The organism is Streptomyces sp. NPDC058279 (assembly GCF_042881255.1).
Lineage (GTDB): Bacteria > Actinomycetota > Actinomycetes > Streptomycetales > Streptomycetaceae > Streptomyces.
Genome location: NZ_JBHVYA010000001.1, coordinates 232,016 through 256,824, shown reverse-complemented (window position 1 = coordinate 256,824; position 24,809 = coordinate 232,016). Strand labels below are relative to the sequence as shown.

At 72.5% G+C, this 24,809-nt stretch carries 25 protein-coding genes; 14 read left to right on the top strand and 11 right to left on the bottom strand.

The features are described 5' to 3' along the window. Positions 1 to 89: 89 nt before the first annotated feature. Positions 90 to 437, bottom strand: coding sequence for a transglycosylase family protein (locus ACFVXJ_RS01205; protein WP_389656653.1), 348 nt, complete (start codon positions 435 to 437; stop codon positions 90 to 92). A 354-nt stretch (positions 438 to 791) separates the two neighbouring features. On the opposite strand from ACFVXJ_RS01205, the gene ACFVXJ_RS01200 reads away from it, so the two are divergent. After that, positions 792 to 1,436 carry a dihydrofolate reductase family protein gene (locus tag ACFVXJ_RS01200; protein ID WP_389656650.1) on the top strand — a complete coding sequence of 215 codons (645 nt, stop codon included), beginning with the start codon at positions 792 to 794 and terminating at the stop codon, positions 1,434 to 1,436. Positions 1,437 to 1,529: 93 nt separating this feature from the next. Continuing rightward, complete coding sequence (locus ACFVXJ_RS01195; RefSeq protein ID WP_389656647.1) at positions 1,530 to 2,621, top strand: PP2C family protein-serine/threonine phosphatase; 1,092 nt, start codon at positions 1,530 to 1,532, stop codon at positions 2,619 to 2,621. A 100-nt stretch (positions 2,622 to 2,721) separates the two neighbouring features. Here ACFVXJ_RS01195 and ACFVXJ_RS01190 read toward each other — a convergent pair whose 3' ends face one another. Next, on the bottom strand, positions 2,722 to 3,549 hold the full coding sequence (locus tag ACFVXJ_RS01190; protein WP_389656644.1) for a helix-turn-helix transcriptional regulator: 828 nt from the start codon (positions 3,547 to 3,549) through the stop codon (positions 2,722 to 2,724). 171 nt (positions 3,550 to 3,720) lie between these two features. Between ACFVXJ_RS01190 and ACFVXJ_RS01185 the strand changes: the two genes are divergently transcribed. From ACFVXJ_RS01185 to ACFVXJ_RS01175, 3 genes are all read left to right on the top strand, one after another. Further along, positions 3,721 to 4,500: an NAD(P)H-dependent oxidoreductase gene (locus tag ACFVXJ_RS01185; RefSeq protein WP_389656641.1), complete on the top strand. Its 780-nt coding sequence runs from the start codon at positions 3,721 to 3,723 to the stop codon at positions 4,498 to 4,500. Between the two features lie 268 nt (positions 4,501 to 4,768). Continuing rightward, positions 4,769 to 5,203 carry a DinB family protein gene (locus ACFVXJ_RS01180; RefSeq protein WP_389656638.1) on the top strand — a complete coding sequence of 145 codons (435 nt, stop codon included), beginning with the start codon at positions 4,769 to 4,771 and terminating at the stop codon, positions 5,201 to 5,203. 71 nt (positions 5,204 to 5,274) lie between these two features. After that, on the top strand, positions 5,275 to 5,655 hold the full coding sequence (locus ACFVXJ_RS01175) for a nuclear transport factor 2 family protein (protein WP_389656635.1): 381 nt from the start codon (positions 5,275 to 5,277) through the stop codon (positions 5,653 to 5,655). A 166-nt stretch (positions 5,656 to 5,821) separates the two neighbouring features. Here the strand turns inward: ACFVXJ_RS01175 and ACFVXJ_RS01170 are convergent, their stop codons facing one another. Then, a complete protein-coding gene (locus ACFVXJ_RS01170) occupies positions 5,822 to 6,526 on the bottom strand; it encodes a sigma-70 family RNA polymerase sigma factor (protein ID WP_389656632.1) in 705 nt (234 codons plus the stop codon). 146 nt (positions 6,527 to 6,672) lie between these two features. Then, positions 6,673 to 7,458 carry a hypothetical protein gene (locus ACFVXJ_RS01165; RefSeq protein WP_389656629.1) on the bottom strand — a complete coding sequence of 262 codons (786 nt, stop codon included), beginning with the start codon at positions 7,456 to 7,458 and terminating at the stop codon, positions 6,673 to 6,675. A 210-nt stretch (positions 7,459 to 7,668) separates the two neighbouring features. Between ACFVXJ_RS01165 and ACFVXJ_RS01160 the strand changes: the two genes are divergently transcribed. Continuing rightward, complete coding sequence (locus tag ACFVXJ_RS01160) at positions 7,669 to 8,898, top strand: MFS transporter (protein ID WP_389656626.1); 1,230 nt, start codon at positions 7,669 to 7,671, stop codon at positions 8,896 to 8,898. Further along, positions 8,895 to 9,983, top strand: coding sequence for a sugar ABC transporter permease (locus ACFVXJ_RS01155; RefSeq protein ID WP_389656623.1), 1,089 nt, complete (start codon positions 8,895 to 8,897; stop codon positions 9,981 to 9,983). Before ACFVXJ_RS01160 ends, ACFVXJ_RS01155 begins: the two co-directional genes overlap by 4 nt. Here the strand turns inward: ACFVXJ_RS01155 and ACFVXJ_RS01150 are convergent. Then, positions 9,970 to 11,121, bottom strand: a complete 1,152-nt coding sequence (locus ACFVXJ_RS01150) for an acyl-CoA dehydrogenase family protein (protein WP_389656620.1) — start codon at positions 11,119 to 11,121, stop codon at positions 9,970 to 9,972. The genes ACFVXJ_RS01155 and ACFVXJ_RS01150 overlap by 14 nt on opposite strands. A 204-nt stretch (positions 11,122 to 11,325) precedes the next feature. Here ACFVXJ_RS01150 and ACFVXJ_RS01145 point away from each other — a divergent pair, with 204 nt between their 5' ends. Both ACFVXJ_RS01145 and ACFVXJ_RS01140 read left to right on the top strand, forming a co-directional pair. Further along, positions 11,326 to 13,119, top strand: a complete 1,794-nt coding sequence (locus tag ACFVXJ_RS01145; RefSeq protein WP_389656617.1) for a CoA transferase — start codon at positions 11,326 to 11,328, stop codon at positions 13,117 to 13,119. Then, a complete protein-coding gene (locus ACFVXJ_RS01140; RefSeq protein WP_389656614.1) occupies positions 13,116 to 14,813 on the top strand; it encodes a class I adenylate-forming enzyme family protein in 1,698 nt (565 codons plus the stop codon). Before ACFVXJ_RS01145 ends, ACFVXJ_RS01140 begins: the two co-directional genes overlap by 4 nt. A 70-nt stretch (positions 14,814 to 14,883) precedes the next feature. On the opposite strand, the gene ACFVXJ_RS01135 is transcribed toward ACFVXJ_RS01140, so the two are convergent. From ACFVXJ_RS01135 to ACFVXJ_RS01120, 4 genes are all read right to left on the bottom strand, one after another. Then, a complete protein-coding gene (locus ACFVXJ_RS01135) occupies positions 14,884 to 15,708 on the bottom strand; it encodes a metal ABC transporter solute-binding protein, Zn/Mn family (RefSeq protein ID WP_389656611.1) in 825 nt (274 codons plus the stop codon). Next, a complete protein-coding gene (locus ACFVXJ_RS01130) occupies positions 15,666 to 16,541 on the bottom strand; it encodes a metal ABC transporter permease (RefSeq protein ID WP_389656608.1) in 876 nt (291 codons plus the stop codon). The genes ACFVXJ_RS01135 and ACFVXJ_RS01130 overlap by 43 nt, the downstream gene beginning before the upstream one ends. After that, positions 16,538 to 17,173, bottom strand: a complete 636-nt coding sequence (locus ACFVXJ_RS01125) for a metal ABC transporter ATP-binding protein (protein ID WP_389656606.1) — start codon at positions 17,171 to 17,173, stop codon at positions 16,538 to 16,540. Before ACFVXJ_RS01125 ends, ACFVXJ_RS01130 begins: the two co-directional genes overlap by 4 nt. Positions 17,174 to 17,659: 486 nt before the next feature. Continuing rightward, positions 17,660 to 17,857 (bottom strand): DUF2795 domain-containing protein, encoded by a 198-nt coding sequence (locus ACFVXJ_RS01120; RefSeq protein ID WP_361316680.1) that lies wholly within the window; start codon positions 17,855 to 17,857, stop codon positions 17,660 to 17,662. Between the two features lie 149 nt (positions 17,858 to 18,006). Between ACFVXJ_RS01120 and ACFVXJ_RS01115 the strand changes: the two genes are divergently transcribed. Further along, the gene (locus ACFVXJ_RS01115) at positions 18,007 to 19,731 is read left to right on the top strand and encodes a RecQ family ATP-dependent DNA helicase (protein ID WP_389656603.1); all 1,725 of its coding nucleotides are present in this window, start codon (positions 18,007 to 18,009) and stop codon (positions 19,729 to 19,731) included. Positions 19,732 to 19,804: 73 nt separating this feature from the next. Here ACFVXJ_RS01115 and ACFVXJ_RS01110 read toward each other — a convergent pair whose 3' ends face one another. Then, positions 19,805 to 20,251: a DUF6098 family protein gene (locus ACFVXJ_RS01110; protein WP_389656600.1), complete on the bottom strand. Its 447-nt coding sequence runs from the start codon at positions 20,249 to 20,251 to the stop codon at positions 19,805 to 19,807. 496 nt (positions 20,252 to 20,747) lie between these two features. On the opposite strand from ACFVXJ_RS01110, the gene ACFVXJ_RS01105 reads away from it, so the two are divergent. The 4 genes from ACFVXJ_RS01105 to ACFVXJ_RS01090 all read left to right on the top strand — a co-directional run bounded on the left by ACFVXJ_RS01105 (position 20,748) and on the right by ACFVXJ_RS01090 (position 23,541). Then, positions 20,748 to 21,284, top strand: a complete 537-nt coding sequence (locus ACFVXJ_RS01105; protein WP_389656598.1) for a hypothetical protein — start codon at positions 20,748 to 20,750, stop codon at positions 21,282 to 21,284. Positions 21,285 to 21,523: 239 nt separating this feature from the next. Further along, complete coding sequence (locus ACFVXJ_RS01100) at positions 21,524 to 22,072, top strand: DUF5133 domain-containing protein (protein WP_389656595.1); 549 nt, start codon at positions 21,524 to 21,526, stop codon at positions 22,070 to 22,072. A gap of 214 nt (positions 22,073 to 22,286) precedes the next feature. Continuing rightward, positions 22,287 to 22,988, top strand: coding sequence for a YqjF family protein (locus ACFVXJ_RS01095; RefSeq protein WP_389658544.1), 702 nt, complete (start codon positions 22,287 to 22,289; stop codon positions 22,986 to 22,988). Positions 22,989 to 23,067: 79 nt separating this feature from the next. Next, positions 23,068 to 23,541 carry a DUF5709 domain-containing protein gene (locus ACFVXJ_RS01090; protein ID WP_389656592.1) on the top strand — a complete coding sequence of 158 codons (474 nt, stop codon included), beginning with the start codon at positions 23,068 to 23,070 and terminating at the stop codon, positions 23,539 to 23,541. A 104-nt stretch (positions 23,542 to 23,645) separates the two neighbouring features. Here the strand turns inward: ACFVXJ_RS01090 and ACFVXJ_RS01085 are convergent, their stop codons facing one another. Further along, on the bottom strand, positions 23,646 to 24,404 hold the full coding sequence (locus ACFVXJ_RS01085; RefSeq protein WP_389656589.1) for a hypothetical protein: 759 nt from the start codon (positions 24,402 to 24,404) through the stop codon (positions 23,646 to 23,648). Positions 24,405 to 24,809: the final 405 nt, after the last annotated feature.

The window sequence follows — 24,809 nt, the reverse complement described above, 5'->3', positions numbered from 1 at the left end:
GAACGGGACGCCCCGCGAACCGCAGTGATGGGGACCGCCGGCGCCACCTGCTGCCGCGAGAACCGGCAAGGGTCGGCAATGCCGCGGTGCTAACGGCGGGCGCACGTCCAGGCGTCCATGCCCTGCATCCGGGCCAGTCTCTTGGCAACGGCGATCTGCTGTGACTTCGTCGCCAGGTCTGCCCTCGCCGCGTACCTGAGGCCGCCGGCGGCCTTCCAGCTCGACCGGGTGAACTGCAGACCTCCGTAATGCCCGTTGCCGGTGTTGGCCCGCCAGTTGCCACCGGACTCGCACCGGGCGATCGCGTCCCAGTCGGCGTGAGGTTTCACCAAGACCGCGGCATCGGCGCCGAACAGTATCGCCTGACACAGGAGCGCTGCACTCAGAAGAGTCATGAGGGTGGCTCCGGTTCGCCGGCTGTCCTGGGAACGAGACATACGTCCTCCGTGTCCTGCGCGTCGTCCGTAAGGCCGGCCCGGAAATCCGTGCAGGTCTTACGGCGGCCTCCGTGGCCTTGTACGCAGCACAGCACGCCGCCCCGTCACTCCCGGTCCTTCTCGCCGAGGCGAACGGGGGACGCCACCCGTACAGCGGCTGCCTCGCCGCCCGCCCGGCCGTCCGTACGCGGCGCGAGGGCGGTCCACTCGGGTCGAAGATCTTGGCAGAGGCCCCGAGACGCTTTCGTGGCCCGCCGCCCGACCGGGCGAAGTGCGTTCCGGCGAGGCGATGAGTTTGCGGGAACCCGCGGGTCTATCTCTTGACGAGGACAATCGACTCATCGGGAGCAAGCCATGGGCCTCATCGACATCGAGATGTTCGCGACCCTCGACCTCGTCGGGCAGGCGCCCGGCGGCCCCGACGAGGACCCGGTGGGGTTCCCGTTCGGCGGCTGGCAGGCGCCGCTGCTGGACGAGGTCGCCGGGGCGCAGGTCGATGCGGCGTACGAGGGCACGGACGCCCTCCTGCTCGGCCGGCGGACGTACGACATCTTCGCCGCCTACTGGCCTCAGCAGCAGGGTGGCAAGGACAACCAGTTCGCCACGCTCTTCAACCGCGTCCCGAAGTACGTGGCCTCTCGCGGCACGCCCGACCTCTCGTGGGCCGGGTCCACCCAGCTCGGCCCGGACCTCGCCGCCGCGGTGGGTGAGATCCGTGAGCGGCACGAGCACGTGAAGGTCGTCGGGAGTCTCAACCTCGTGCAGACCCTCCTGCGCGAGAAGCTCTTCGACCGTCTCGATCTCTGGCTGCACCCGATCGTGCTCGGCGTCGGGAAGAAGGTGTTCGACGAGGGCGCGGTGCCCACCAACGTCACGCTCCTCGCACCCCCGGCAACCAGTCCGAAGGGCACCGTGTACCTGCGCTACGGGCTCGCCGGGGGCATTCCCGCGACGGGCGACATGAGCGCACCCGATCGCGGGCTCGGCAGCGATCACTGAGGGGCGGACCACGGCGGGGAGGAGCGGCGGGGACGGGCGCCGACCTGGTCCGTCGGAGTGCTGTGCCCCCGTTGCGCGGATATTCTGGGAAGTGTGATCGAGTCTGGACGGCTGCGGCTCCGTAGGCGCCCCGGCCCGGGAAGACTTGTGCGGCTGTCGCCGGTCATCCTGACCGTCGTGATCGCCAGCCTGGCATATGCCACTCCGCCGGAATTGGCCTTCAGCCGCCTCCTGCCCGCGGCGCCGGCACTCGCTGCCGCCATGTGGCCGGTGCTCCCCACCGTCCTGCTCGGGACGGTCTGTCTCTTTCTCATGATCGGCCTCAGCCTCGTCTTCCCCGATCTCGGGACGTGGTGGACGGCCGGGGGGATCATCGCGGTCACCGTGGCCGCCGCGTACGGCAGCCATGCCCGGCTCCAGCGGGAGCGCACGCTCTTCCAGGTACGGCTCGTCGCCGACGCGGCGCAGCAGGTGGTGCTGAGCCCGCTGCCGCACCGCATCGGCGGCATCGAGATCGAGTCGCTGTATCTCGCGGCCGCGGCGGAGGCCCGCATCGGCGGGGATTTCTACGAGGTGGTCGACACCCCCTACGGGGTCAGGCTGCTCATCGGTGACGTGCGGGGCAAGGGGCTGCCGGCCGTGGGGGCGGCCGCGGCGATCGTCAATGCCTTCCGGGAGGCGGCCTACGGCGAGCCCGACATGGTCGACGTCGCCCGCAGGCTGGACGCCAGCAGCACCCGCTACAACGCCGCCTTCCCGCCGGAGGGGCCGATGGAGCGCTTCGCCACCGCCCTGCTCGTCGAGATCCCGCACGCGGGCACCCGTATCGACATCCTCAACTGCGGACACCCACCGCCGCTGCTCCTGAGCCGGGGGAAACTCCGTGTCCTCGAGTCCGCCACCCCCTCACCCCTGCTCAGCCTCGCGGCGCTGATCGGCGATGACTACACCGTCGACAGCTTCGACTTCGCCCCCAACGACCTGCTGCTCCTCTATACCGACGGGATCGCCGAGGCCCGCGCCCGCGACGGCGAGTTCTTCCCGCTGGCGACTTGGATGCGTCGACAGCCCCCGACACCGCCCCGCGAACTGCTCACGGCTCTCCACCGCGACCTCCTCCACTACAGCAGAGGACGCCTCGACGACGACATCGCCGCCCTCGCCGTACGCCTGCGTGAGCTGTGAGGCACGGAGCCCGGCGAGCGGCCGAGGCCGCCACTCGACACCTGCTCCTGCCGGGGCGGCCCGCTGTGGGGCGGCCGCTCGGCGGGCGGCCGGGCTCGCTTCACTGGGGAACGCGGTCACCGTCGGCCGCGCCCAGGCCCGCGAGCAGGCGCAGCCCGTCCTCGGCGGCGCTGCCGGAGGCCGCGGAAAGTACCAGCAGCTCCATGCCGGAATCGTCGGGTAGCGCGAAATTCTCCTGGTGCAGTTCCAACAGCCCGACCAGCGGGTGCCGGTACACCTTGCGCCCGTGCGTGCGGGCACGCACGTCCGCGCGGGCCCAGAGGCGACGGAAGCGCTCGCTGCCCATCGCCAGCTCGCCGATGAGCGAGGCGAGGCGGGGGTCCTCGATGTACGTGCCGGCGGCCAGGCGCAGGTGCCCGACGACATCGCGGGTGCAATTCTGCCAGTCCGCGTACAGACCGCGCTCGGCCTCCTCGAGGAAGAGGTGCCGGGCGATGTTGAGGCCCGGCAGCGGGCGGCCGAAGAGGAGCCCGGCGAGGCGGTTCCCGGCGACCACGTCCAAGCGGTGATCCATGATCAGCGCGGGTGCGTCGGCGACCAGAGCGAGTACGCGCAGCAACTCCGGCCGGACCCGCCCGCCCGGCGCCTTCGCGCGGCGCCGGCGCTGCCGGGCGAGCCGGTCGAGGTGGCCGCGTTCGGTCTGGTCGAGGCCGAGGACGCGGGCGAGCGCGTCGAGGACCTGCTCGGAGGGCTGGGTCGCGCGGCCCTGCTCCAGACGTACGTAGTAGTCGACGCTGACTCCGGACAGGTGCGCGACCTCTTCGCGACGCAGTCCTTCGACCCGCCGACGGCTGTCCGTGGGGATGCCGACGGCTGCCGGGTCGACCCGGGAACGTCGAGTTCGCAGGAAGCCGGCGAGATCGTCCATGCCCCCAGTATGACGTCGGTGAAGCGCGCGAGGGTGGCCCTGTCGATACCAGGAAGTCCCGTCCTACGGACGAGGCGCCCCTGAATACCGGCCGTTGAGACACCCAGGATCGAAGGCGTCCGATCCGAATCCGATCGGAATCCGATCTCAATCCGATCCGAAGGAGTTCCCATGAAGACGCTGATCGTCTACGCCCACCCGGAGCCGAAGTCGCTCAACGGCTCGTTGAAGGACCTCGCCGTGTCCACACTGGAGAACGCCGGGCACGAGGTGCAGGTGAGCGATCTGTACGCGATGCGGTGGAAGACGGTCGTGGATGCCGCGGACTACGGCCCGGACGCGTCGAGTCCGCTGAAGGTCGCCCTGGACTCGGGACGGGCCTTCGACGCCGGGACGCTCACCTCGGATGTCCTCGCGGAGCAGGAGAAGCTGCTGTGGGCGGACACGATCGTCTTCCAGTTCCCGCTGTGGTGGTACACGATGCCCGCGATCCTCAAGGGCTGGGTGGACCGGGTGTTCACGTACCGCTTCGCCTACGGCGTCGGTGAACACAGCGACACCAAGTACGGCGAGCGCTTCGGCGAAGGAACCCTCGCGGGCAGAAAAGCGTTGCTGTCGGTGACCGCCGGCGGCCCGGAGTCCCATTACGCCGCTCGCGGGATCAACGGCCCCATTGACGACCTCCTGTTCCCGATCCACCACGGCATCCTCTACTACCCGGGCATCGAGGTGCTGCCGCCGTTCGTGCTGTACGGCACCGATCGGATGACCGGCGAGGACTACTCGGAGGTCGCCAAGGCATGGGAGCAGCGCCTGCTCACCCTGGAGACGACCGAGCCGATCGCGTTCCGGCGGCAGAACTTCGGGGACTACGAGATCCCCTCCCTGCACCTGAAGGAGGGGCTGGAGCCCGCGGGCCGCACGGGTTTCGGGCTGCACGTGCGCCGCTGACCGCCGGCGTCTCGCGGGCCGGTGGGACGGGCACCGGCCCGCAGACCGAGCGATGCGGTGTCCACGTGTGGAACTCCACCGGGACCGACGGCGGAGTCCGGGCGGGCACCGAGTCACCCCACGCCCTGGATCGGGGATTCTGCCGGGCGTGCGCGAACGGGCTTGTTACTGTGCCTGCGTGACGGCTTGCGCGGAATGCGGTTTCGAATACGACCTTGCGCCGGTTCCCTCGATGTCAGCGCTCGTCAGGACAGCCGCGGACGCATACGTGGACGTGCTGCGAGCCGAACCGCGGGTACTGCTGCGGCGCTCGGCCCCGGACGTGTGGACACCTCTCGAGTACGCCTGCCATATGCGCGATGTGCTGCTCGTCCAACGGGAACGAGTCATGGCCGCCCGACGGTGTGACACGCCGGTCGCCGAGCCCATGGGCCGCGACGAGCGGGTCGAGTACGACGGATACGCCGAGCAAGAGCCCGCCGATGTCGCCCGCCAACTGCGCGACGCGGCGCTGCTGTTCGGGAACGTTCTGGACCGGCTCTCGCCCCCCGATTGGGAACGAGCACTGATCTACACCTATCCCGAGCGGAAGGAGCGGTCTCTGCGCTGGCTCGCCTCACACACCCTGCACGAGCTGCGCCACCATCTGCTCGACATCCGTCGCCAGCTGGAACAGGGCTCCGCTTCGCGACCGCCCCTGTGACGGCCGTCCCGTCCCGCCCCGCCCGCCGTGGCGAACGCCCGCCGCCGCTGCGCAACCCTACGATCGGCACCATGAGCGACCCGGAGCAGAACAAGGCCACGGCCAAGGCGTTCTACGACCTGATGTTCAACCAGTGCCGTCCCGCCGAGGCCATCGAGCTCTACGCGGGCGACACCTACATCCAGCACAACCCGCATGTCGGCGACGGCAAACAGGCGTTCGTCGACTATTTCGACCGGATGGCCGCCGAGTACCCCGGCAAACGGGTGGAGGTCAAGCGCGCCTTCGCCGAAGGCGATCACGTGGTCCTGCACTGCCACCAGACCTGGCCCGAAGAGGAATACGCCGGAATCGACATCTTCCGTTTCGACGCGAACGGCAAGATCGTCGAGCACTGGGACGTCCTCCAGGTCATCCCGCCCACATCCGAGAACGACAACGCGATGTTCTGATCGGAGCCCTCGACCACCCGCCGACCCACCCGCGATCGTCCGGTCCGGGCACGCCCGGACCGGACGGGCGGGCCGCCGCGCGGTCAGGGCCGGGAGGGCCTGCCGCACGGGAGCACTCGACACCGCGAAGTCCTTCGAGCGCTCCCGTCCGGACGGATCAGGCGATTCAGACGAGCGATGCCATGGCCACGGCGGGCCCCCGGGCCGGGGCGTACCCGGCGTCGCACGGCGCGGACGGCGCGGACGTCACGGACGTCACCACGGCCGGTTCGGTGTCCGTCAGCAGCGCGACGAGGGCGGTGCGGGCGCGGGCCACGCGCGAGCGCACCGTGCCGATGGGACAGCCGACGGCGGCAGCCGCCTCGGCGTAAGGCAGGCCGAGGAGTTGGGTGAGGACGAAGGCCTCCCGGCGTTCGGCGGGAATCGCGGCCAGCAGTTCGGCGAGGGCTATGCCGTCCTCGAAGCCGGGTAGATCGTACGGCTGGTTCTGTTCGGCGGCGGTCTGCCAGTCGTACCGGTCCGACAGTCGGGGGCGCGCGGCGGCGTGCCGGATGCTGTCCACGACGGTGCGGCGGGCGATGGACAGCAGCCAGGTGCGGGCCGAGGAGCGGCCTTCGAAACGCGGCAGCGCGGCGAGGGCCCGGAGGAAGACGTCCTGGGTGAGGTCTTCGGCGGCCTGGGGATCGGCGCTGAGGAACGCGACGTACCGCCAGACGTCACGGTGCAGGGCGCGGACGAACCGGTCCGCTTTCGCGGGGTCGCCGTCACGGGCGGCGAGGGCCAGTCGGGTCACCACCGCGTCGGAGTCCGGGGTGTGCCGGGCGGGCCTTTCGCCGGCGGGACGGTGCTGGGTGGGCAGGGCAGGAGTCATCGCCACAGGTCCTTCGGGCAAGGTGTCCGGCGCCGCACGGGGCGGGGCCGGTGAACGGGGGTACGGCCGGCCGGAGGGCACGGCCGATGCCCGAGGCGCGCGGCGGCAGGGAATGCCGGGTCAGCGCGTGCTCGGGTAACCGGCTGTCACAGGACAGCGGTTCCCGTCGGGGGACCCCGCGAGGTGATGGCATGGACGAGGAAGAGCTGCGGAAGCGCCCGGCTTCGCCGCGCGCGGCGCACCCGGATCCGCGGCGCGAACGGTACCGGGGCCAGACCGAAGAGCAAACGCAGCGGAGTCCGGAGCCGGCCGGCGACGGCGCGCAGCACGCGGAAGGTGCCCTGTTCGCCGTAGGCCAGCCACAGGCCGCAGAACACCGCGGCCAAGAGGTGGGCGGCGAGCATGCCGACCGGCGACATCGGCGTCGGAGACATGCCGGTCGGTGACATGCCGGCCATGGCCATGCCGGCCATGTCGTGATCGCCCGCCGGCATGAGCGCGCCGCCCGCCTGCGACGCGGCCATCGCCATTCCGTGCATGGCGTGCATGGCGTGCATGGCGTGCATGGCGTCCATGGCGTGGTGGACGGACACCGGCGACGCGGCGCCCTCCGCGCACATCAGGTACGCGGCCCATTGGCGCGCGAACGACGTGCCGGACGGCAGGGAAGGGTGCAGGACCGACTGGGCCAGGGAGAAACCGGAGTGGAGCGCGGCCTGGACGGCCACCGTCGCCGCGATGACGGTGAGCGGACCGCGTTCCCGCCCCGCCAGGCACCAGGCCGCCGCGGCCGTACCCGCGAACGCGGCGGACATGGCCCACCAGGGCATGCTCATGCCCGACATGAGCACGTGGCCGATGGTCGCGAGCAGCACGCAGACGACCGCGAACATCGCGGCCCGTACGGCTCGTAAACAGTGACCTGGCGTCATGGCGGGTTCATCCTCGCACCAGCCCACCGCGATGCGCAGGGGGGTGCGCCGTTCCCGACAACTTCCTCGACCGAGGCTGTGGTGCTCCTCCGCATGTCTCGTCTCGTGTGGCGCACGGCACAGAGGGGCGGGGGAACCACGGTGCCGGGGCGTCCGACTGCCTTTCCGATCGGTCGAGTTGCACTCGACGTGTCCGGGGAGGGGACTTCTGTGGCGGCTGAGCGGACCGCGGCGGCGACGGTGTCGGCACCGGGTGGGCGGGAGGGGGAGCCACGGCACCTGTCCGCGCTGCTCACGTGCTCCATGGCGTTCTCGATGCTGCAGTTGTTCCTGATCGGCGCGTTGGGGCCGCGCCTGCTGGAGGAACTGGACGTGTCGCCGGCGGTGTTGGGGTTGACGACCACCGTCGGATTCGGGACGGCCGCCGTGTTGTCCCCGAGTAGCGGCCGGATGGTGGACCGCGTCGGGCCCCGGCGTTCGCTGGTGCTGTTGCTCGCCGTCTCCGCCGTGGCGCTCGCCCTGATCGGGGCCGCTCCCGGCCCCGGGCTGTTGCTCGGTGCGGTGGCGCTGGGCGGCATACCCCAGGCCCTCGCCAATCCCGCCACGAACAAGGCGATCCTGGCCGCCGTTGCTCCCGTCCGGCGGGGTGCGGTGACCGGCCTCAAGCAGTCGGGCGTCCAGTTGGGCGCGTTCGCCGCCGGACTGCCGCTCACCGCCCTCGCGGGCGGTCTCGGCTGGCGGGGCGCGGTATGGACGGCCTCCGGAGCGGCCCTCCTCGCCGGGGTGTGGGCGCTGCGCGCACTGCCGGCGGACCCGCCGGCGACCACGGCCGCGCCCGCTGTTGCCCGCACGTCGTTCGTCCCCCGGGGGATGGTCGCCTGGCTATCGGCCTTTTCGCTGTTCCTGGGTGCGGGTATCGCCTCCGTCAACACCTATCTCGCCCTGTACGGGGTGCGTGCCCTGGGGCTGAGCCCCACCGCCGCCGGTGGTTTGGTCGCCGCTCTCGGGGTCGCGGGCGTGCTCGGCCGGGTCGGGTGGTCGAAGGCGGCCCGCCCGGGCCGGGCGGAGTGGCTGCCGGGCCTGCTGGCCTGCGGCGCCGTGGGCGCGACGGCCCTCTTGGCCGGCGGGCTCGTCGCAGGCCCGCTGGTATGGGCCGGCGCCGTCGCCGTAGGGCTCTTCGCCGTATCCGGCAACGCGGTCTCCATGGTCCTGGTCATGCAGCGGGCCGCCGGCGGCCGGGCCGGCCAGGATTCGGCACTCGTCGCGGCCGGGTTCTTCGCCGGATTCGCGGTGGGGCCGCCCCTGTTCGGGCTGTTCGCGCAGAGCGGGCGGTACGGGCCGGGCTGGCTGTGCGTGGCGGTGGAGTTCGCGATGGCGGGAGCGATCGCGTTCCTCTGGGCCGTGCGGGACCGGCGCGCGGCAACAGGGAAGCCGGCATGACCGCCGGCGACTGGGCTGATCGGGCTCTGGCAGCCGTCCTCGACCGGGTGACGGTGACCGAGGCCGAGGTGGGCGCCCGCTTCCCGCTGTACGCCGAGCCCGCCGACGGGCGGTGGACGACGACCGGCCGCGGCTCGTGGACCGGTGGCTTCTGGGCGGGGCTGCTGTGGCTGCGCGCCCGCCACACCCGGAAGGAGGCGCACCGACTGGCCGCCGCGGCATGCACCGCCCGGCTGGCCCCTTGGGTGGACGCGGACACCGCCACCCGCGGACTGATCTTCTGGTACGGGACGGCCGCGTCCTTCGACACGCCGGAAACCGCCGTGCTTCGGGCGAAGGCGAGCCGGGCCTGCCTGGCTTCTTACGACGCGCGGACGGGCATCGTGCCGTGGGGTTCCGCGCTCGGCGGACCCCGGCTGCTGGCCCGCGCGGACGCCGTACCCGGACTGGTGCCCCTCCTGGCCGGAGCCGGACCGGAGGCGGCCACCGTGGCGGCGGCCCATCTGCACCACCATCTCGATCTCTGTCTCGGCCCGGAGGGAGCACGGCACCACGGGCGCCCGCGGCCCGCCTGGCGGTTCGACGCGGCGACGGGATGGCAGCCCTGCGACGACCCGGCACCGGGCTGGAGCCGAGGCGAGGCATGGCTGCTCCTCGCCGTGGCCGACGCCCTGCTGCGTCCGGAGGTGGCCTGCCACCGGCCGGAGCGGCTCGCCTTCGCCGCCGGGCAGTTGCTGGAGCTCGCACAGACCGGGCGGCTCGTCCCGCCCAACGAGGCGGCACGCCCGCACGGCCCCGTCGACACCTCGGCCGCGGCGATCACGGCCGTCGCGATGCTGAAGCTGGCACGGGTGCGGGCGCCCCAGGCGCAGGCGTATACGTCCCACGCGGTGGCGATCCTGAGCCGCCTCGTCGAGGACCACCTCACCGGACCGGGCGGGGGCCGCCCGGCAGGCATGTTGTCGGACGGCTGCTACGACGCCGCGAAAGGCCTGGCGGTGCGCCACGAAGTGATCTGGGGCGACTTCTTCCTGGCCCTCGGATTGGCCGCACTCGGCGACCTCCTCGACATCATCCGCGTGTAGCCGCGGAGCCCCGGCCGTACTCGCGCAGCACCCGCCGGGCCACCGAGGTGATGTGCAGCTCGTCCGGGCCGTCCAGGATCCGAGCCGCACGCCCGCCGCGGAACAGCGACGGCAGCGCGGTGTCGGGGCCGAGCCCGGCGGCGCCGTAGACCTGGATGGCGGAGTCGGTGACCTGCTGGAGCATGCGCGCGGCGGCCACCTTGGCGAGCCCCACCTCGGTGCGGGCGTCCCGTCCGGCCACGATCGACGCGACGGCCTCGTGGACCAGGGGGCGGGTGGTGCGCAGGGCGAGCAGGGCGTCGAAGACGTGCTGTTGCACCAGTTGGTGCTCGGCGAGCGGTCGGCCTGATCCGCCGCGGGTGGCGGCGCGTTCACACATGAGGTCGAAGGCGCGCCGCGCCTGGCCGAGCCAGCGCAGACAGCGCAGGGTGCGGCCGAGCGCGAGCCGTTCGCCCGCGATGGCAAGGGCGTCAGCGCCCGCGCCGAGGAGGTGGTCCGCGGGTACGTGGACCCGGTCGAGTTCGATCTCGTACTGGCCTCCCGCCCCCAGTACGGGAAGTTCGCGCACCACGCGGAACCCGGGCGAGCCGGTCGGCACCAGCAGCAGGGACAGCCCTTCCCGGTCGCCGGCGGTCCCCGCCGTACGTGCCATGACGGTGACGAGATCGGCGCCGGCCGCGCCGGAGGTGAACCACTTGCGGCCGCTGACGCACCAACCGCCGTCCGGCCGGCGTTCGGCGCGGGTTCCCGTCAGGAGCGGGTCGGTGCCCGGTACGTCCGGTTCCGTCATGGCGTAGCAGGTCCGTAGCTCGCCTGCGACCAGCTGCTTCAGGTACTCCTCGCGTACCAGGGCGCTGCCGTGACGGTCGAGCATGGTGACGTCCAGCAGCGCAGCGGAGCCCAGTGCCGCCGGTCCGTGGTCGCTGGCGCCCTCGGCCTCCGCGAGCTCCGCGTACGCGCCGAAGGGCAGACCGCCGCCGCCCAACGCCGCCGGTAGCGGAAGGGCCCACAGCCCGGCTTCACACGCCTCGGCCCGCAGGCGCGTCAGCGCGGCGGTCGCGGCTTCTCCGCCCGCGTCCAGCACCGTCTCGGACGGGATCACCCGGGTGCGGACGAAATCATCGATCTTCTCCTTCAACTCCTGTGTGTGCCAAGGGCGTTGATTCGCTCCATCGTGTGCGGTGCCTGAATCCGTCACTGCATTCCTCCTCGTTCGCCGGGAACCCGTGGGAACTGCCGTCCGACCCCCTGTCCGAGGAACTGGTCGGGTGCGCACCCTCCCCGGTTCCCGCGTTCCGTTCGACCTGGGCGTCGGTGACCGCCGCGCCGGGAGAGGAGAGGCATGGCGTTTCCCGCAACCACGCAGACGGTCCGGCCGCTCGACACACTGCGCTTCGACACATCGGGGCCCCCACAGATCACGGGCGTCGTCGCCGAACACCTGCGGCTGCTCGGCGCGCGCTCCGAGACCCGTGCCCACGAGGGGGCGTCCGGCACGGCCGGCCGCGTCCGCCTCACGGGCGGCGACTTCGGGACCGCCCACGCGACCGTCGCCTGGGGAACCCCCGGGAGCGGACTGGTCGACGAGGCGACCGTGCAGGCCGCGACGGGCATGATGGCGGTCCACGGCCGGCGCGACGGCGGCCCGCGCGGTCTCGCCGCCGACTACGCGGCGACGGCCACCGCCGTCCTCACCGTGCAAGGACTGCTCGCCGGCCTGGTCGGGCAGGCCCGCGGAGCCGAGCCCTGCCACGTCACCGCCGGTGCCGACCGCGCCGGACTCCTCGCCGTCTCCCAGTACCTCGCGGCGGCCGGGGCGGACGAAGAGGAAGCCGCCGAACTCGCGCCCGGGGGACCGCCCTTCGCCTCGGCCGAGGGCGTGCTGTTCGAGCTGGAAACCCTCGACCCCGGAGCCTGGGCCGCGTTCTGGCGCGCCTTGGAGGCCCCCGCCGACGCGATACGTTCCGGATGGCGGCCGTTCCAGTTCCGCTACGCCACCGCCTGCGCCCCCTTCCCCCCGGTCCTGCACACCCTGACCCGCGCCCACTCCCTCGCCCGCATCCGCCGGGCCGCGGTGGTCTCCGGCGCCGAGGTGTGCGTCCTGCGCACCCTGGCCGAGCGTGCGGAAGAGGCCGACGGCGCCGCGCCCTGGTCGCTGCGCCCCCTGATCGGGTGCGCGCCCTCACCGGGTACCCGTACCGAGGTGGCCCCGTCCATCGCCCGGCCGCTGGCCGGGCTGACCGTGCTGGAGGCCGGCCGCCGCATCCAGGCGCCCCTCGCCGCACACCTGCTCGGACTCCTGGGGGCGGAGGTCATCCGGATCGAGCCGCCGGGCGGTGACCCCCTGCGCGGCATGCCGCCCGCCTGCTCGGGGACCTCCGCCCGCTGGCTGGCCCTCAACCGGGGCAAGCAGGCCGTCGAGGTGGACATCAAGGCCGACGCGGGCCGCCGCCGACTGCGCGAGATGGCCGCGGCGGCCGACGTCTTCCTGCACAACTGGGCCCCGGGCAAGGCCGCCGAGCTGGGCCTGGACGCCGACGACCTCGCCCCCGTCAACCCCGCTCTGGTCTACGCCTACACGAGCGGCTGGGCCGAGCGGCTGCCGGGCGCCCCCATGGGCACGGACTTCATGGTGCAGGCCCGCACCGGCGTGGGCGAGGTCGTACGACCCGAAGGAGAAGCCCCGGCCCCCTCGCTCATGACCCTGCTCGACGTGCTCGGGGGCCTGCACGGCGCCGAGGCGATCCTCGCCGGCCTGCTCCTGCGCGAGCGCACGGGGCACGGCGTACGAGTGGACTCCTCGCTCCTCGGAGCCGCGGACACCCTGACCGCACCCGCCCTACGGCGGATGGCACGCGGCACGGCCCCCAGGCGGCCCGCCGGATTCCGGCACCCGCTGCCGACGGCCGACGGCTGGATCGCCCCAGCCGACGACAGCGCCCGGGCAGTCGCCGCCTACGACCTGCGCGACCTTCCGACCACCGACGCCCTGGCCCAGCTCGGTGCACACGGCCTCACCGCCACCGCCGTCACCACCGACCTGCGCGACCTGCACCACGACCCGCGCTTCGCCGGCTCGATCAGCCGCGACGCGCACGGTGCCCCCGCCGTTCCCGACCCCTGGAGCTTCGCGTGACCCTGAACCGGCCCTTGCTGCACGACCTGCTGCCCGCCGAACTCCGCCGCTCCTGGGTGGTCGACGGTACCTGCCCCGACCTCGACCTCTACAGTCTCTTCCGGGCCCGCCAGATCGCCGACCTGCACCGCGCGGCAGTCATCGACGCCAAGGGCACACTCTGCTACACCGCCCTGGACCGCAAGGTGCGATGTCTGGCCACCGGCCTCAGAACCCTCGGCATACGCGAGGGCGACGTGGTCGGCGTACAACTGCCCAACAACCGGAACGCCGTCATCGCCGACCTGGCCCTGGCCGCCCTCGGCGCCGTCGCCCTGCCCTTCCCCGTCGGCCGCGGCACGCTCGAAGCCGAGTGCCTGTTGCGGCGGGCCGAGGCGGTCGCCGTCATCGCCGCCACCCGGCACCGCGACTTCCGGCACGCGGCCGACCTGCACACGCTCTCGGGCGCGCTGCCCGCCCTGCGCCACGTCATCGCGGCGGGCCCCGGCACCCCACCCGAGGGGACGACCGCCTGGTCGGACCTCATGCGCTCGGATCCCAGCGGGTTCGTGCCCGCCCGTCCAGACCCCGACAGCGCGGCCCGGATCCTCGTCTCCTCGGGCTCGGAGGCCGAGCCGAAGATGATCGCCTACTCGCACAACGCCCTCGCGGGGGGCCGCGGCAACTTCCTCGCGTCCCTCATGCCCGACGGGACCCCGCCGCGCTGCCTGTTCCTCGTACCGTTGGCCTCGGCCTTCGGCTCCAACGGAACCGCGGTCACCCTCGCCCGGCACGGCGGCACCCTGGTCCTGCTCGACCACTTCTCGCCCGAAAGCGCCGTCGAGGCCGTCCGCGCGCACAAGCCCACCCACGTCCTCGGCGTGCCCACCATGGTCCGCATGATCCTCGAACGACTGGACGCCACGAGCGAGCGGCTGCCGGCCCCCACCGCGCTGGTGCTGGGCGGCGCGCCACTCGACGGGACCACCGCCGCCGACGCGGCGCGGGCGTTCGGCTGCGCCGTGGTCAACCTCTACGGGTCGGCGGACGGAGTCAACTGCCACACGGGACTGGGCAACACCGTTCCTCCGACCGACGCGTCGGGTGTCGTGGCGGGCCACCCGGACCCGCGGGTCGCCGAGATCCGCATCGCCGACCCCGAGACCCACCAGCCGCTCCCCGACGGCGACATAGGGGAGATCATCTCCAGGGGGCCCATGACGCCCCTGTGCTACGTGGGCGCCCCCGATCTGGACGCGCGCTACCGCACCCCCGACGGCTGGGTCCGCACCGGCGACCTCGGCTACCTGGACGCCGACAGCGTCCTGCACGTCGTCGGACGCCTGAAGGACATCGTGATCCGCGGCGGCGCCAACATCAGCCCGGCCGAGGTCGAACGCGAACTCCGCACGCACCCGCGGGTAAGGGACGTGGTGTGTGTCGGCGTCCCCGATCGGTTGATGGGGGAGCGGCTGGCTGCCTGCGTGGTGACGCGGGGCCCGCAGGCCCTCGGGCCGACCTCCCTCGGCGATCACCTCACCGCGCGGGGACTGGAGCGGTTCAAGCACCCCGAACGGCTCCTCGTGGTGGAGGAGATCCCGCTGACGGCGGCGGGCAAGCCGGACCGGGCGGCCCTGCGGGCCCGCCTGACGGAAAGTCCGGAACCGGGCCGGCGGACCATCCCCGAGACCGCGCCCCTGGCCCGGGTCGGATGACGGACCGAGCCCGGCAGCCGAGGGCTGCCGGGCTCGTCGGTGGGGAAGACCACCCGTCTTGGTCGCGCGCTCAGGAGGTGGCCAGTGCCTTCTTCAATTCGGCCGCCGCGGCGCGGTAGACGGGGAGCAGGTCGAGATCGTCCCCCGGATAGTTCACGATCTCGACCTGCTTGGCGCCCGCGTCGGGCAGCACCGTCCCGGTCGACATGTGGGCGTTGTCCAGTACCAGGGACGGCTTCTTGGCGGAGAGCCCGGCCAGTTGCGCCGGGGTCACCGCCTCCGGGCCGTACGTGCCCACCACGGTGGCGCCCGCGAGCTTCGCGGCCCAGCCGGTGAACACCTGGGTCACGACGGAGGGGCTCCGGCCGCCGGGCCACACCGCCTGGACCTCCTTGTTCAGCTTCGCGTACTCGGTGTCCAAGCCGGTCTTCCACCGCGCGGCGGCGTCCTGCGTGCCGAAGAGCGCGCCCAGCTTGTCGACCTCGGCCTTGACCTTGTCGGGATCGTTGTCGAGGTTGACTTCCACCAGCTTCGCCTTGGAGCCGGCGGCCTCCTTGATCTTCGCGGCGTACGGTTCGAACGGTGCGTACAGCACGAAGTCGGCCTTGGCGACGGCGGCGAGATCGGAGGGCTTGGGGTCGTAGTCCGGGGCGTGGTGCACGGACTGGGGCACGATGACCTTGACCTCCCCGGCCCCGGCGGCCTTGGCGAACGCGCCCTCCCAGCTGGTGGTCACGACCACCACGGGCTTGTCCTTCCCGGCAGCGGGGGCGCCGGCCGTCGCGGGAGCATCACCGGCGGGCTTGGGATCGGTGCTGTTGCCGCAGCCGGTGACGAGGGCCAGGGCGGCGCTCAGTGCGAGGAGGGAAGTGATGCGGCAGCGGGTGCGCGCCATGAGCTGATTCTCCGTTCGGGTATGAAGTGCACGGCGAGGACGACCGTCCCCGCCGTCAGGACGAGTACAGGACCCGGCGGCCAGTCCAGCCACAGGGCCAGCAGGAACCCCGTCGCGTTGACGCTCACGCCGATGCCGACCGCCCAGAGGGTGATCGACTTCAGCGAGCTGCCCAGGCGGCGCGCGGCGAGGGCGGGCAGCAGGGTCAGGGCGTCGACGAGGAGGGCGCCGGTGAGCTTGATCGCCCCGGCGACGGCGATCGCGACGAGTACGAGGAGGGCGGCGGTCAGAACGCGCACGGGCACGCCGGAGCACTGGGCGAGCTCGCGGTCGTAGAGGAGCAGGCCGACATCGCGCCGGCGCCACCAGAACAGGCCCGGCACGACGGCGGCCAGCACCCCGAGCACGGTGAGATCGGGCGTGCCGACCGAGAGGATCGACCCCCACAGCAGGGCGAACGCCCCGGACGCGTTGACCCCCGACACGGCGAGCAGCAGCAGGGCGGCGGCGATGGCGAGGCTCATCAGCAGGCCCATGGCGCCGGACAGCCCGTCGGGCGTACGGGCGAGCGGGGCGACCCCGGCTCCGGCCAGGGCGCAGGCGACCAGTGCGCACAGCATCGGGTCCAGGCCGGTCAGCAGCCCGATCGCGATGCCGAGCAGGGCCACGTGCATCATGGCGAAGCGGACCGGCATGATGTCGAGGCCGACGATGACCACGCCGATGACGGGCAGGCCGATCGCCGCGAGCAGCAGCGCGAGCCCGGCCCGCTGGACCGGAAGCAACCGGACCAGCGCACCGAGATCGGCGGTGGCGAGGTGCACCGAGGTCACCGGACCTCCCGCAGCCGGCCCGCGGCCATCTCCAGCACCCGGTCGCAGCGGTCTGCCAGGGCACGATCGTGCGTGACGACCAGCAGGGTGACCGGGAGGGCGGTGAGGACGTCCGCGGCCTCCGCCTGCCCGTCGAAGTCGAGGGCGGCGGTGGGCTCGTCGGCCAACAACACCTGGGCCCCGGCGGCGACACAGCCGATCGCCCGGGCCAGGTACATGCGCTGCAACTGGCCGCCGGAGAGGGTGTGCAGAGGGCGTTCGACCAGCGGCCCGACCCCCAGCCGGGCCGCGGCTTCGCCGGCGTCCTTCGGCGCCGAGCTGCCGGCGAGCAACTCGGCGCCCAGCAGGGGGAACCGGCCGACGGCCGGCTTCTGCGGAATCCAGGCGCAGGCTCGGCGCCGCCAGGCCCACTCGGCGGGAGAACCGGTGTCCCGGCCGCCGACCGAGATCGAACCCGTCACCTGGCGGTGCAGGCCCAAGACGGCACGCAACAGGGTGGACTTACCGGAGCCGTTGGTCCCGGTCAGTGCCACGCGCTCACCGACACCGATCTCCAGGTTCACCCCGGAAACGGCTTCCACCCGCCCGTGCCGGCAGGAGACCCCCCGCATGCGCACGTCCAGCCCGCCCATCCCACACCCCTCGTCGTTCCGAGCCGCGTGGAACGACGGGTGTCCGCCGCCCACGTGCCAGTAGTCGGACGGCGCACGAGGGGAGTTCCCGTGGGCGGAGGTTTTTGACGTGCGAGGTGTGGTGTGGTGCGCCCGATGGGTTCAGGCGGCCTGCCCGCCGCCAACGGCTACCACCGGGCTACAGCCACCGCTCTACGCCGAAGGGTGGTCGGGGGTTTGCTCGGGAAGGACGGCACCCCCTTTGCCGCGGCCCCTGTTGCCCTTGTCCGTTCCGTGCGGGCGTCCCTTCTGTGCCTGCGCTTCGCCGGCCTTCAGTTCCCTGCTTTCCTGCGGGGTGGCCGCTCCCCGGCCGCTGCGTCGGGCCTCCGGCTGCTGCGGATTGGACATGAGGAATCCTCCAGTCGTGGGATGTGGGGTCGGCGCGATGGCCGGCAGCCCGGCAGCCCCCTTCCTGCGGGCGCTGTCGCAGGAAGGGGGCGGGCACGGTCAAGAGCCGCTGCCGAAGACCGCCTTCTGTACGTCGTCGGGGCCGTCGTACCGCTTGGAGCCGGAGCCTTGGAGCTTCTCGACAACGGTGTTGTCGGCTCCGTTGCTCTTGGCCAGCGAGGCGAGGTCGTCAGCGCTGGCAGGGTAATGGGCACCCTTGAGGGCCTTCTGCACGTCGATGGGGCTGACCTCGGCCATGGTGGTCTCCTTCTTTGCTCGGTGCGGCGTTCATACCTTTTATTGCCGTTTCCGCTCTTTGTCGCTTCCCGGAATCAGACGTGCGATTCAGGGGCAGGGGTCATTTCTCAGACCGGGCCACCGAAGAGCGGCGGCCCACAGGAGGGGCCATGTCCGACACGGGATCGACGACCCGCGCAGCCGCCGACCGGCTCCGGCGCACGGCCTCCGACGTGTTCGGCTGGGACGTCCTGCGGCCGGGGCAACTGGCGGCGATGGAAGCGGTGGTGGAGGGACGGGACACCCTCGTGGTGATGCCGACGGGTGCGGGCAAGTCCGCCGTCTACCAGGTGGCCGCCCTCTGTCTTCCCGGCCCGACCGCCGTGGTGTCGCCCCTGCTGGCCCTCCAGCGCGACCAGATCGCCGGGCTCCTGCGGCACGACGGGCCCGAGGGCGTCGCCGTGAACTCCGACCAGGGCGCACGACAGACGGCCGCCGCGTGGGAAGCGGTGAGCGGCGGCGACATCGAGTACCTGTTCCTGTCGCCGGAGCAGCTGGCGAAGGACGACGTGGTCGAGCGGCTGGCCGAAGCGGCCCCCTCGCTCTTCGTGGTCGACGAAGCGCAGTGCGTGTCCACCTGGGGTCATGATTTCCGGCCCGCCTACCTGCGCCTGGCCCAGGTGGTCGAGCGGGTGGGACGCCCCACGGTCCTCGCCCTGACCGCGACCGCCGCGCCGCCGGTGCGGGACGAGATCGTGGAACGTCTCGGCATGCGCGACCCGGCCCTGGTCGTCGCCGGCTTCGACCGGCCCAACATCCGGCTGGAGGTGCACCGCTTCCTGGAGGACGGGGACAAGCGCCGCGCGGTGGTGGAGAGGGCGGCGGCCGAGCCCAAACCGGGCATCCTGTACGCCGGCACCCGCAAGGACACCGAAGGCTACGCGGCCGAGCTCGCCGACCTGGGCCTCCGGGCGGCCGCCTACCATGCCGGTCTCCGCGTGGCGGAGCGCTCGCAGGTGCACGACGCCTTCCTCGCCGGCGACCTCGACGTGGTCGCCGCCACCTCGGCGTTCGGCATGGGCATCGACAAGGAGGACGTGCGCTTCGTCCTGCACGCGGCCGTCCCCGGTTCCCTCGACGCCTACTACCAGGAGGTCGGTCGGGCGGGGCGGGAGGGGGAACCGGCCGTCGCCGTGCTGCACTACCGGCCGCAGGACACCGGCCTGCAGAACTTCTTCGCCGCCCGGGGCCCCGCCGAGGACACGGTGGCCGAGGTGACGGCCCGCCTGCACGAGCACGACGAGCCGGTCGGGCTGGAAGACCTCCGGGAGGAGACCGGCCTCTCCCGCAACCGCGTCACCGCGGCCGCCAACCTGCTGGAGGAGACGGGGGCGGCCATCACGGACGAGGAGGGCGCGGTCGCCGCCGTCGAGGGAATGACGGCCGAGGACGCCGTGGAACGAGCCGCCGAGGCCGCCCGGGCCCGGCGCATGCTGGAACGCTCGCGGGTGGAGATGGTCCGGGCGTACGCGGAGACCACCGGCTGTCGGCGGCGTCTCCTCCTCGGGTACTTCGGCGAGACCTACGAGGGCCCGTGCGGAAACTGCGACACGTGCGACCCGGCGGCGCCCTCGGACTCGCTCGGCGCGGACTCTCCGCAAGGACTGCCCCGAGGCGGCGGCGCCCCCGCCGCGCATCCGACGGCCGCCGCGTTCCCGCCCGGGACGCGCGTACGGCACACGACATGGGGCGACGGCTTGGTCCTCAGCGAGGACGGCGACCGCATCACCGTCCTCTTCGACACCGTGGGATACCGCACGCTCTCGCTTCCGGCCGTCACCGAACAGGACCTGCTCACCGCCGTCACCACCGCATCACCCGCGGACACCGATTGACGCGCACGCCGCGCCGGACAAGCCGGCGCCCGCCCCAGGCCGGTCTAGGCGCGGTTTTCCGCCGGTCAGAGCACTAAGCGGGGTTCGCGTCGCGCCGGCTGCGGTCCAGGGGGCCCCACCCTCCGTGCTGCCGGCTGATCTCCTCCGTGGATTCTTCGATCACCGCAGGGTCGATCCACCCGATCGGTCGGACGTCGGTGACGAGCGGCTCGTTGTCGGGGCCCCGCCCGTTCACCTTGCCGTGGAGCAACCAGGGACGCACGCGGGGGTCCTTCACCCGTGGCAGGTGGGCGTAGTCGTAGAGACGGCGGGCGGCCCACACCCGCAGCGGTCGCTCACCCCACCACGGCTCGACATCGAGGGGGTTCGCGGACAACCCGGGCAGCGGGATCCCCGTCAGCTCGTCCCGGCTGCCGGGGGCGCGGAGATCGATTTCCGGCCCCATCGACCAGCGAACGTACAACCCGGGGCGCCGGGCGATGAGATCGGCCAGCTCGTCCAACGATCCGATCGCCGGCATGTGCGTGGGATGGCGTTCGCGATGCACGTTCGGCGGCTACCCGGACATGGGGCCGGCATGCGGCCGACATTCCCGGGTGGGGGGTCGCCGCGGCGGGGCCGGGGCTGCCTCACACCTGCCGTCCGGTGGACGCCTCATCCGTTCGGGTGTCCGCGGACGCGACCTCGCATAGGGGCCCTGCCCGGGGGCACCGGCGGGCCGTGTCCGACCTGTCGCAGGTTCCTCCACACCACGGGCAGGACCGCGAAACACCCCTGACCTGCCCGGGCGGATTCCCCCGGCGGCGGCCCGGGAGGGGCCTTCCGGCCACGGGGCGGGCCGGTGATGCCGAAGGAGGGCGGGAGTGCGGGAACGAACCGGGTGCGACGAGGCCGAGGCTGCCGCGCGATTGCGGGTGTCGAGGGCGGCGTTGCGGTGGGCCGTTCACATCGGTGCCGTGCCGGAACCGGAAGGGCGACCCCCGGCGTCGTCGTGGTCGTCCACGGCAGTGGAGGCGATGGACGCCGATGCGATCCGTGCCCGCCTTCCGTACGCGGTGTCGGGGGCGGAGACGGCCGACCGGTTGGCCCGGGACCTGGGCACACCGAATCCGCCGGACGGGCCGGCGAGGGTGAGTGTGGCGACCGTGCGGGAGATGGCGACAGCCGGGCTCCTGGCAGCTCTGTCCGACGACCCGAACCGGCCGATGTTCCACCCCGACCAGGTGACGGACCTGGCCGGGCGCCCGGACCTGGACCGGCTGATCGCCGACGCCACCCCGCTCGGCCCGGACCGGTGTGCGGCCCGACTCCGAGTGCGCCGAACGGACTTCGACCACCTGGTACGGCTGGGCTGGATCACCCGCGCCCAAGAGGTGCGGGCGAACTTCGGTGCGGCTCGCGGCGGCACCGTACGGATTCCCCTCCACCGGAGCGCGGACGTCGACCGGATTCCGGCCGATCACCCGGAGGTGGACTGGGTCGCCCTCCGCGCCCTCGGCAAGGGCAAGCGTTCCCCCCTGGCAAGACTGGCCCCGGGCAGGTCGGCGCAGTGACCGCTCCGCAGCGTCCGACCGGCCCCCACCGCGCCCGGGGCGCGCGTTCCCCCGGGTACGGCAGCCGGCGCCGGCGGCCCTGCCGTCGACGTCAGTCCGAGGCAGCGGTGTCGGCCCTGGGAGCGAAGCCCGACGACACCGGCGGCGTGCCCACATGTCCCTGCTGGCTTCGGCTGCTACACAGTCCCCACCCCGCAGTGCCCTCCGCCCGCCGGGGTCTTTTCGCAGGGAGGCGTGCGGTGACCAGTCAGGATTCCGTCCGGCCGCAGCCGACGCCGGCGGCGCGACCCGCGGTCGCGCGCACCGTCGAGGCGCCGGCGGTGGGGCGTGCTCTCGGCGTCCTGATGGCGTCGGTTCCGTGTGACAGTCGTACGGCCCGCCGCATCCTGACCGACGCGGCCACGACGGCGGGCAGCACCGTGGAGGAGGCGGCCGGCGGTGCGACGGCGGCGTTGCACGGCGACGGGCCGCGTCCGCCCGCCGCGATCGAGTCGGCGGTCCGGGCCGCGATCGACCGCTCCCTGAGCGTGGATCGCCCGACGTCCTCGTCGCTGCTGCCGAACCCGCACGTACTTCGCCGCCACCTCGCGCGATTCAGGGACCTGCGGCGGCGTACCTTCACCGCGCCGGACGATCCGGCCTTGCGGGCCGGCTATGACGACGCCGCGTACACGCTGTGCGTCCTGCTCGGCCGGCGTCACGTCCACCACGCGTTGACGGCCGCCGAGCAGCTGATCGCAGCCCACCGACTCGCCGGTCCGGAGCCGGCGGACCTCCCGCATTCCTGAGGCACCGCCGCACCGGTGCATGACGGGCGGCGAAGCAGGGCAGGTGCCGGTGGTCCGCGCCGCCCCGGCGGACCCGCTTGGGGGCCCGTGAGAGCGGTCGGTCGAAGGACGACGACGCATGAGGCGAACAGCGAGAACCCGGGACCGTCGATCGACCGAGTCGGCATACACCGTCCGTGCCGCCGCGACGACGCGGCCTGTCCGCCCGCTGCCGGTGCTGCGGGCGTGCTGGACGCACCAGGCGTTCGTGCATTGGCCTTACCCACCCGGCGAGGTCCAGTCGTTGCTGCCCTCGGGTCTCCTCGTCGACACCTTCCAGGGTCGGGCATGGGTGAGTCTCACACCGTTCGTGATGGAGTCGGTGAGTGTCCTGGGCGTTCCCCTTCCGCACCGCACGTTCCCCGAGACCAACCTGCGGACCTACGTCCGGTTGGCCGACCGGGACGGTCCGCGCGGAGTGTGGTTCTTCACGCTTGAAGTGACCAACCCCCTGATGCTGACCGGCCGGAGCTTCGGCGTTCCGTACCAGTGGGCCGACCTCCGCGTGCGGAGCGCCGGCCCGGAGCACCACTACACCGGGCGGCGTCGCCGCGCGGGCGGCCCGTCGTACCGGCTGACCGTCCGTACGGGCCCCGCGGTCGCGGCCACAGATCTCGACGCCTGGCTCACCGACCGTTCCCGCGCCTACTCCCACCGGGCCGGGATCTTGTGGAAGACGCCCGTACAGCACGAACCATGGCCCCTGCGACGCGCGACTCTCACGGACATCGAGGAGGACCTCACCCGCTCCGCGGGTTTGACGCCTCCCAACGCCGAACCCCTCACGCACACCTCGCCGGGAGTATGCCCGGTCCTGTTCGGTCCGCCCCGCCCCGCCGCGACCCTGCGCCCTCGGACATCGCGTGGTCGTGCTTAAGACCGCCGAGGTGGGAAAGGCGCAGAGCGCACCGTAAGGGAGAAAGCAGCCGAACAGGCCGACTCGACAGGGAAGTGTCATGAGTGACGATCAGATGGCGGATGACGTGTACCAGCCCACCGGGACGAACGAGGAACAGGAGGACGCCGCCCCGCTGGATCTCCAGAACGCCATGGACGAGCGTTCGTACGACGACATGCTCGACGAGGGCTACTCACCTCCCGAAAAGCCGCTCGGCGTGACGAAGTACGGTACGACCGCCGCGGAACAGCACGAAGGCGAGTCCCTGGACGACCGGCTTGCGCAAGAGGTCCCCGAGATCGGCCCGGAGGTCGGCCAGGATCCGGGCGACCCGTCCGGGGACCGGGCGGAACTGCCTGACCCCGAGACGGGTACCGCCCGCGCGGGCCGTCTGACGGCCCCGGACGAGGGCGCGCACCCTGATACGACGAAGGAGCTCATCGCCCGCGACCACGGGATCGACTCGGGTGCCGCGAGCGCCGAGGAAGCCGCCGTCCACGTCGTCGAGGACGACCCGGACGAGGCCCCCTAGGCACGGGCGGAGCGAAGCGACACCCCTCCGAGACGGGCGGTGACGGGCCGGTCTGCCGTTGTCGGTGACGACCCGCGGACGGGATTGAATCCGGCGCCGGCCCGTCAGCCGATCTTCGTGAGCTGGGTGTCGACGAGGTCGCCCGGGTACGTGGCCTCGACGCCGAAGGTGTAGAAGGTGGCCAGGGTGTTGCCCTTGCGTACGGCCACCAGGTGGCCGGGGGACTTCTCGCCGTCCCCGAGGTCCATGATCACGGTGTAGTGCACCGCCTCGTCGCGGGCGCTGATGGGCCCCGGGGTCACGCTGTCGAGCTTGGTCTTGTCACCCTCGGCGGTCAGCGTGTACCCGGCGGCGCACGCGGCGCCCGCGGCCTTGACGGAGGCGAAGGCTTCTTCCGCGCCCTTGCCGTCGTAAGAGCCGATGCTGATCAGGGTCTGGTCCGCGCCGAGCGCCAGCAGGCCGGCCTTGAGCTTGTCCTCGGGTGAGGCGTTCGCGGCCGACTCCTTGGGCTTGGCCTTGAGGGCGGTTCGGGCGACACCGACGGGCGCGCCGACCTTCTGGGCTGCCTGGATCCGGGCGAGCGGCTCACAGGCGGCCTTGTCGGTGGCGACCGGAGTCGCGGCGGCCTTGGTGGCGGCCTCGGGGGAAACCAAGTAGTCCTTCAGGTCCGCCTGGGTGACGACGACGGCCGCCAACTCGGCGTCGGTCTTGCCCTTGGCGGCCGAGGGCGCGGAGGGGGCGGGTACGGACGGTTTGCCCTCCGCCTTGCTGTCGGCCTTGTCGGAGCCGCAGGCGGTGCCGAGCAGGGCCAGGGACACCGCGGAAGCGGTCAAGACGGTACGACGGACCAGGGTGTTGCGCATGAAGGATTCCCCCAACGACGAAAGCAGTGGATACGGCGCGCCGCGCCGCCCGGCGCTTGCCGGGCGGCGCCAGGCAAGCGCCGGGCGAGCCAAACCTAACGCGGAAACGATCACTCATCGGCGCTTTTCCGGGCGCCGCGGCCGATCGTGACCGGCACGAGACCCCTCGGTGACCTGCCGCGATGCCGGTATGCGGACGGACACGGCGGGAGTGGCAGGGAGATCGGCCTCGGGGTGCGGAGTTCCGGCTGCCGCTGCCGATCGGGGTGTTCGGGTTCGCCGCGTTGTCAGCGGTGATCTTGAACAAGGCGATGAGCCTGGTCATGGCGATCACTGCCCTGCCCGCGCGTCTGGCAGCGGTGTCCTCCGGCGAGTTGGGGTCGCACTGGGCGATCGCGGTCAACC

Coding starts and splice junctions, on each gene's coding strand:
- ACFVXJ_RS01125 (WP_389656606.1), bottom strand. CDS start 17,173: ATGGGCGGGCTGGACGTGCGCATGCGGGGGGTCTCCTGCCGGCACGGG.
- ACFVXJ_RS01185 (WP_389656641.1), top strand. CDS start 3,721: ATGAAGACGCTGATCGTCTACGCCCACCCGGAGCCGAAGTCGCTCAAC.
- ACFVXJ_RS01110 (WP_389656600.1), bottom strand. CDS start 20,251: ATGCCGGCGATCGGATCGTTGGACGAGCTGGCCGATCTCATCGCCCGG.
- ACFVXJ_RS01145 (WP_389656617.1), top strand. CDS start 11,326: ATGGCGTTTCCCGCAACCACGCAGACGGTCCGGCCGCTCGACACACTG.
- ACFVXJ_RS01175 (WP_389656635.1), top strand. CDS start 5,275: ATGAGCGACCCGGAGCAGAACAAGGCCACGGCCAAGGCGTTCTACGAC.
- ACFVXJ_RS01170 (WP_389656632.1), bottom strand. CDS start 6,526: ATGACTCCTGCCCTGCCCACCCAGCACCGTCCCGCCGGCGAAAGGCCC.
- ACFVXJ_RS01135 (WP_389656611.1), bottom strand. CDS start 15,708: ATGGCGCGCACCCGCTGCCGCATCACTTCCCTCCTCGCACTGAGCGCC.
- ACFVXJ_RS01155 (WP_389656623.1), top strand. CDS start 8,895: ATGACCGCCGGCGACTGGGCTGATCGGGCTCTGGCAGCCGTCCTCGAC.
- ACFVXJ_RS01120 (WP_361316680.1), bottom strand. CDS start 17,857: ATGGCCGAGGTCAGCCCCATCGACGTGCAGAAGGCCCTCAAGGGTGCC.
- ACFVXJ_RS01200 (WP_389656650.1), top strand. CDS start 792: ATGGGCCTCATCGACATCGAGATGTTCGCGACCCTCGACCTCGTCGGG.
- ACFVXJ_RS01105 (WP_389656598.1), top strand. CDS start 20,748: ATGGACGCCGATGCGATCCGTGCCCGCCTTCCGTACGCGGTGTCGGGG.
- ACFVXJ_RS01090 (WP_389656592.1), top strand. CDS start 23,068: ATGAGTGACGATCAGATGGCGGATGACGTGTACCAGCCCACCGGGACG.
- ACFVXJ_RS01205 (WP_389656653.1), bottom strand. CDS start 437: ATGTCTCGTTCCCAGGACAGCCGGCGAACCGGAGCCACCCTCATGACT.
- ACFVXJ_RS01165 (WP_389656629.1), bottom strand. CDS start 7,458: ATGACGCCAGGTCACTGTTTACGAGCCGTACGGGCCGCGATGTTCGCG.
- ACFVXJ_RS01190 (WP_389656644.1), bottom strand. CDS start 3,549: ATGGACGATCTCGCCGGCTTCCTGCGAACTCGACGTTCCCGGGTCGAC.
- ACFVXJ_RS01085 (WP_389656589.1), bottom strand. CDS start 24,404: ATGCGCAACACCCTGGTCCGTCGTACCGTCTTGACCGCTTCCGCGGTG.
- ACFVXJ_RS01115 (WP_389656603.1), top strand. CDS start 18,007: ATGTCCGACACGGGATCGACGACCCGCGCAGCCGCCGACCGGCTCCGG.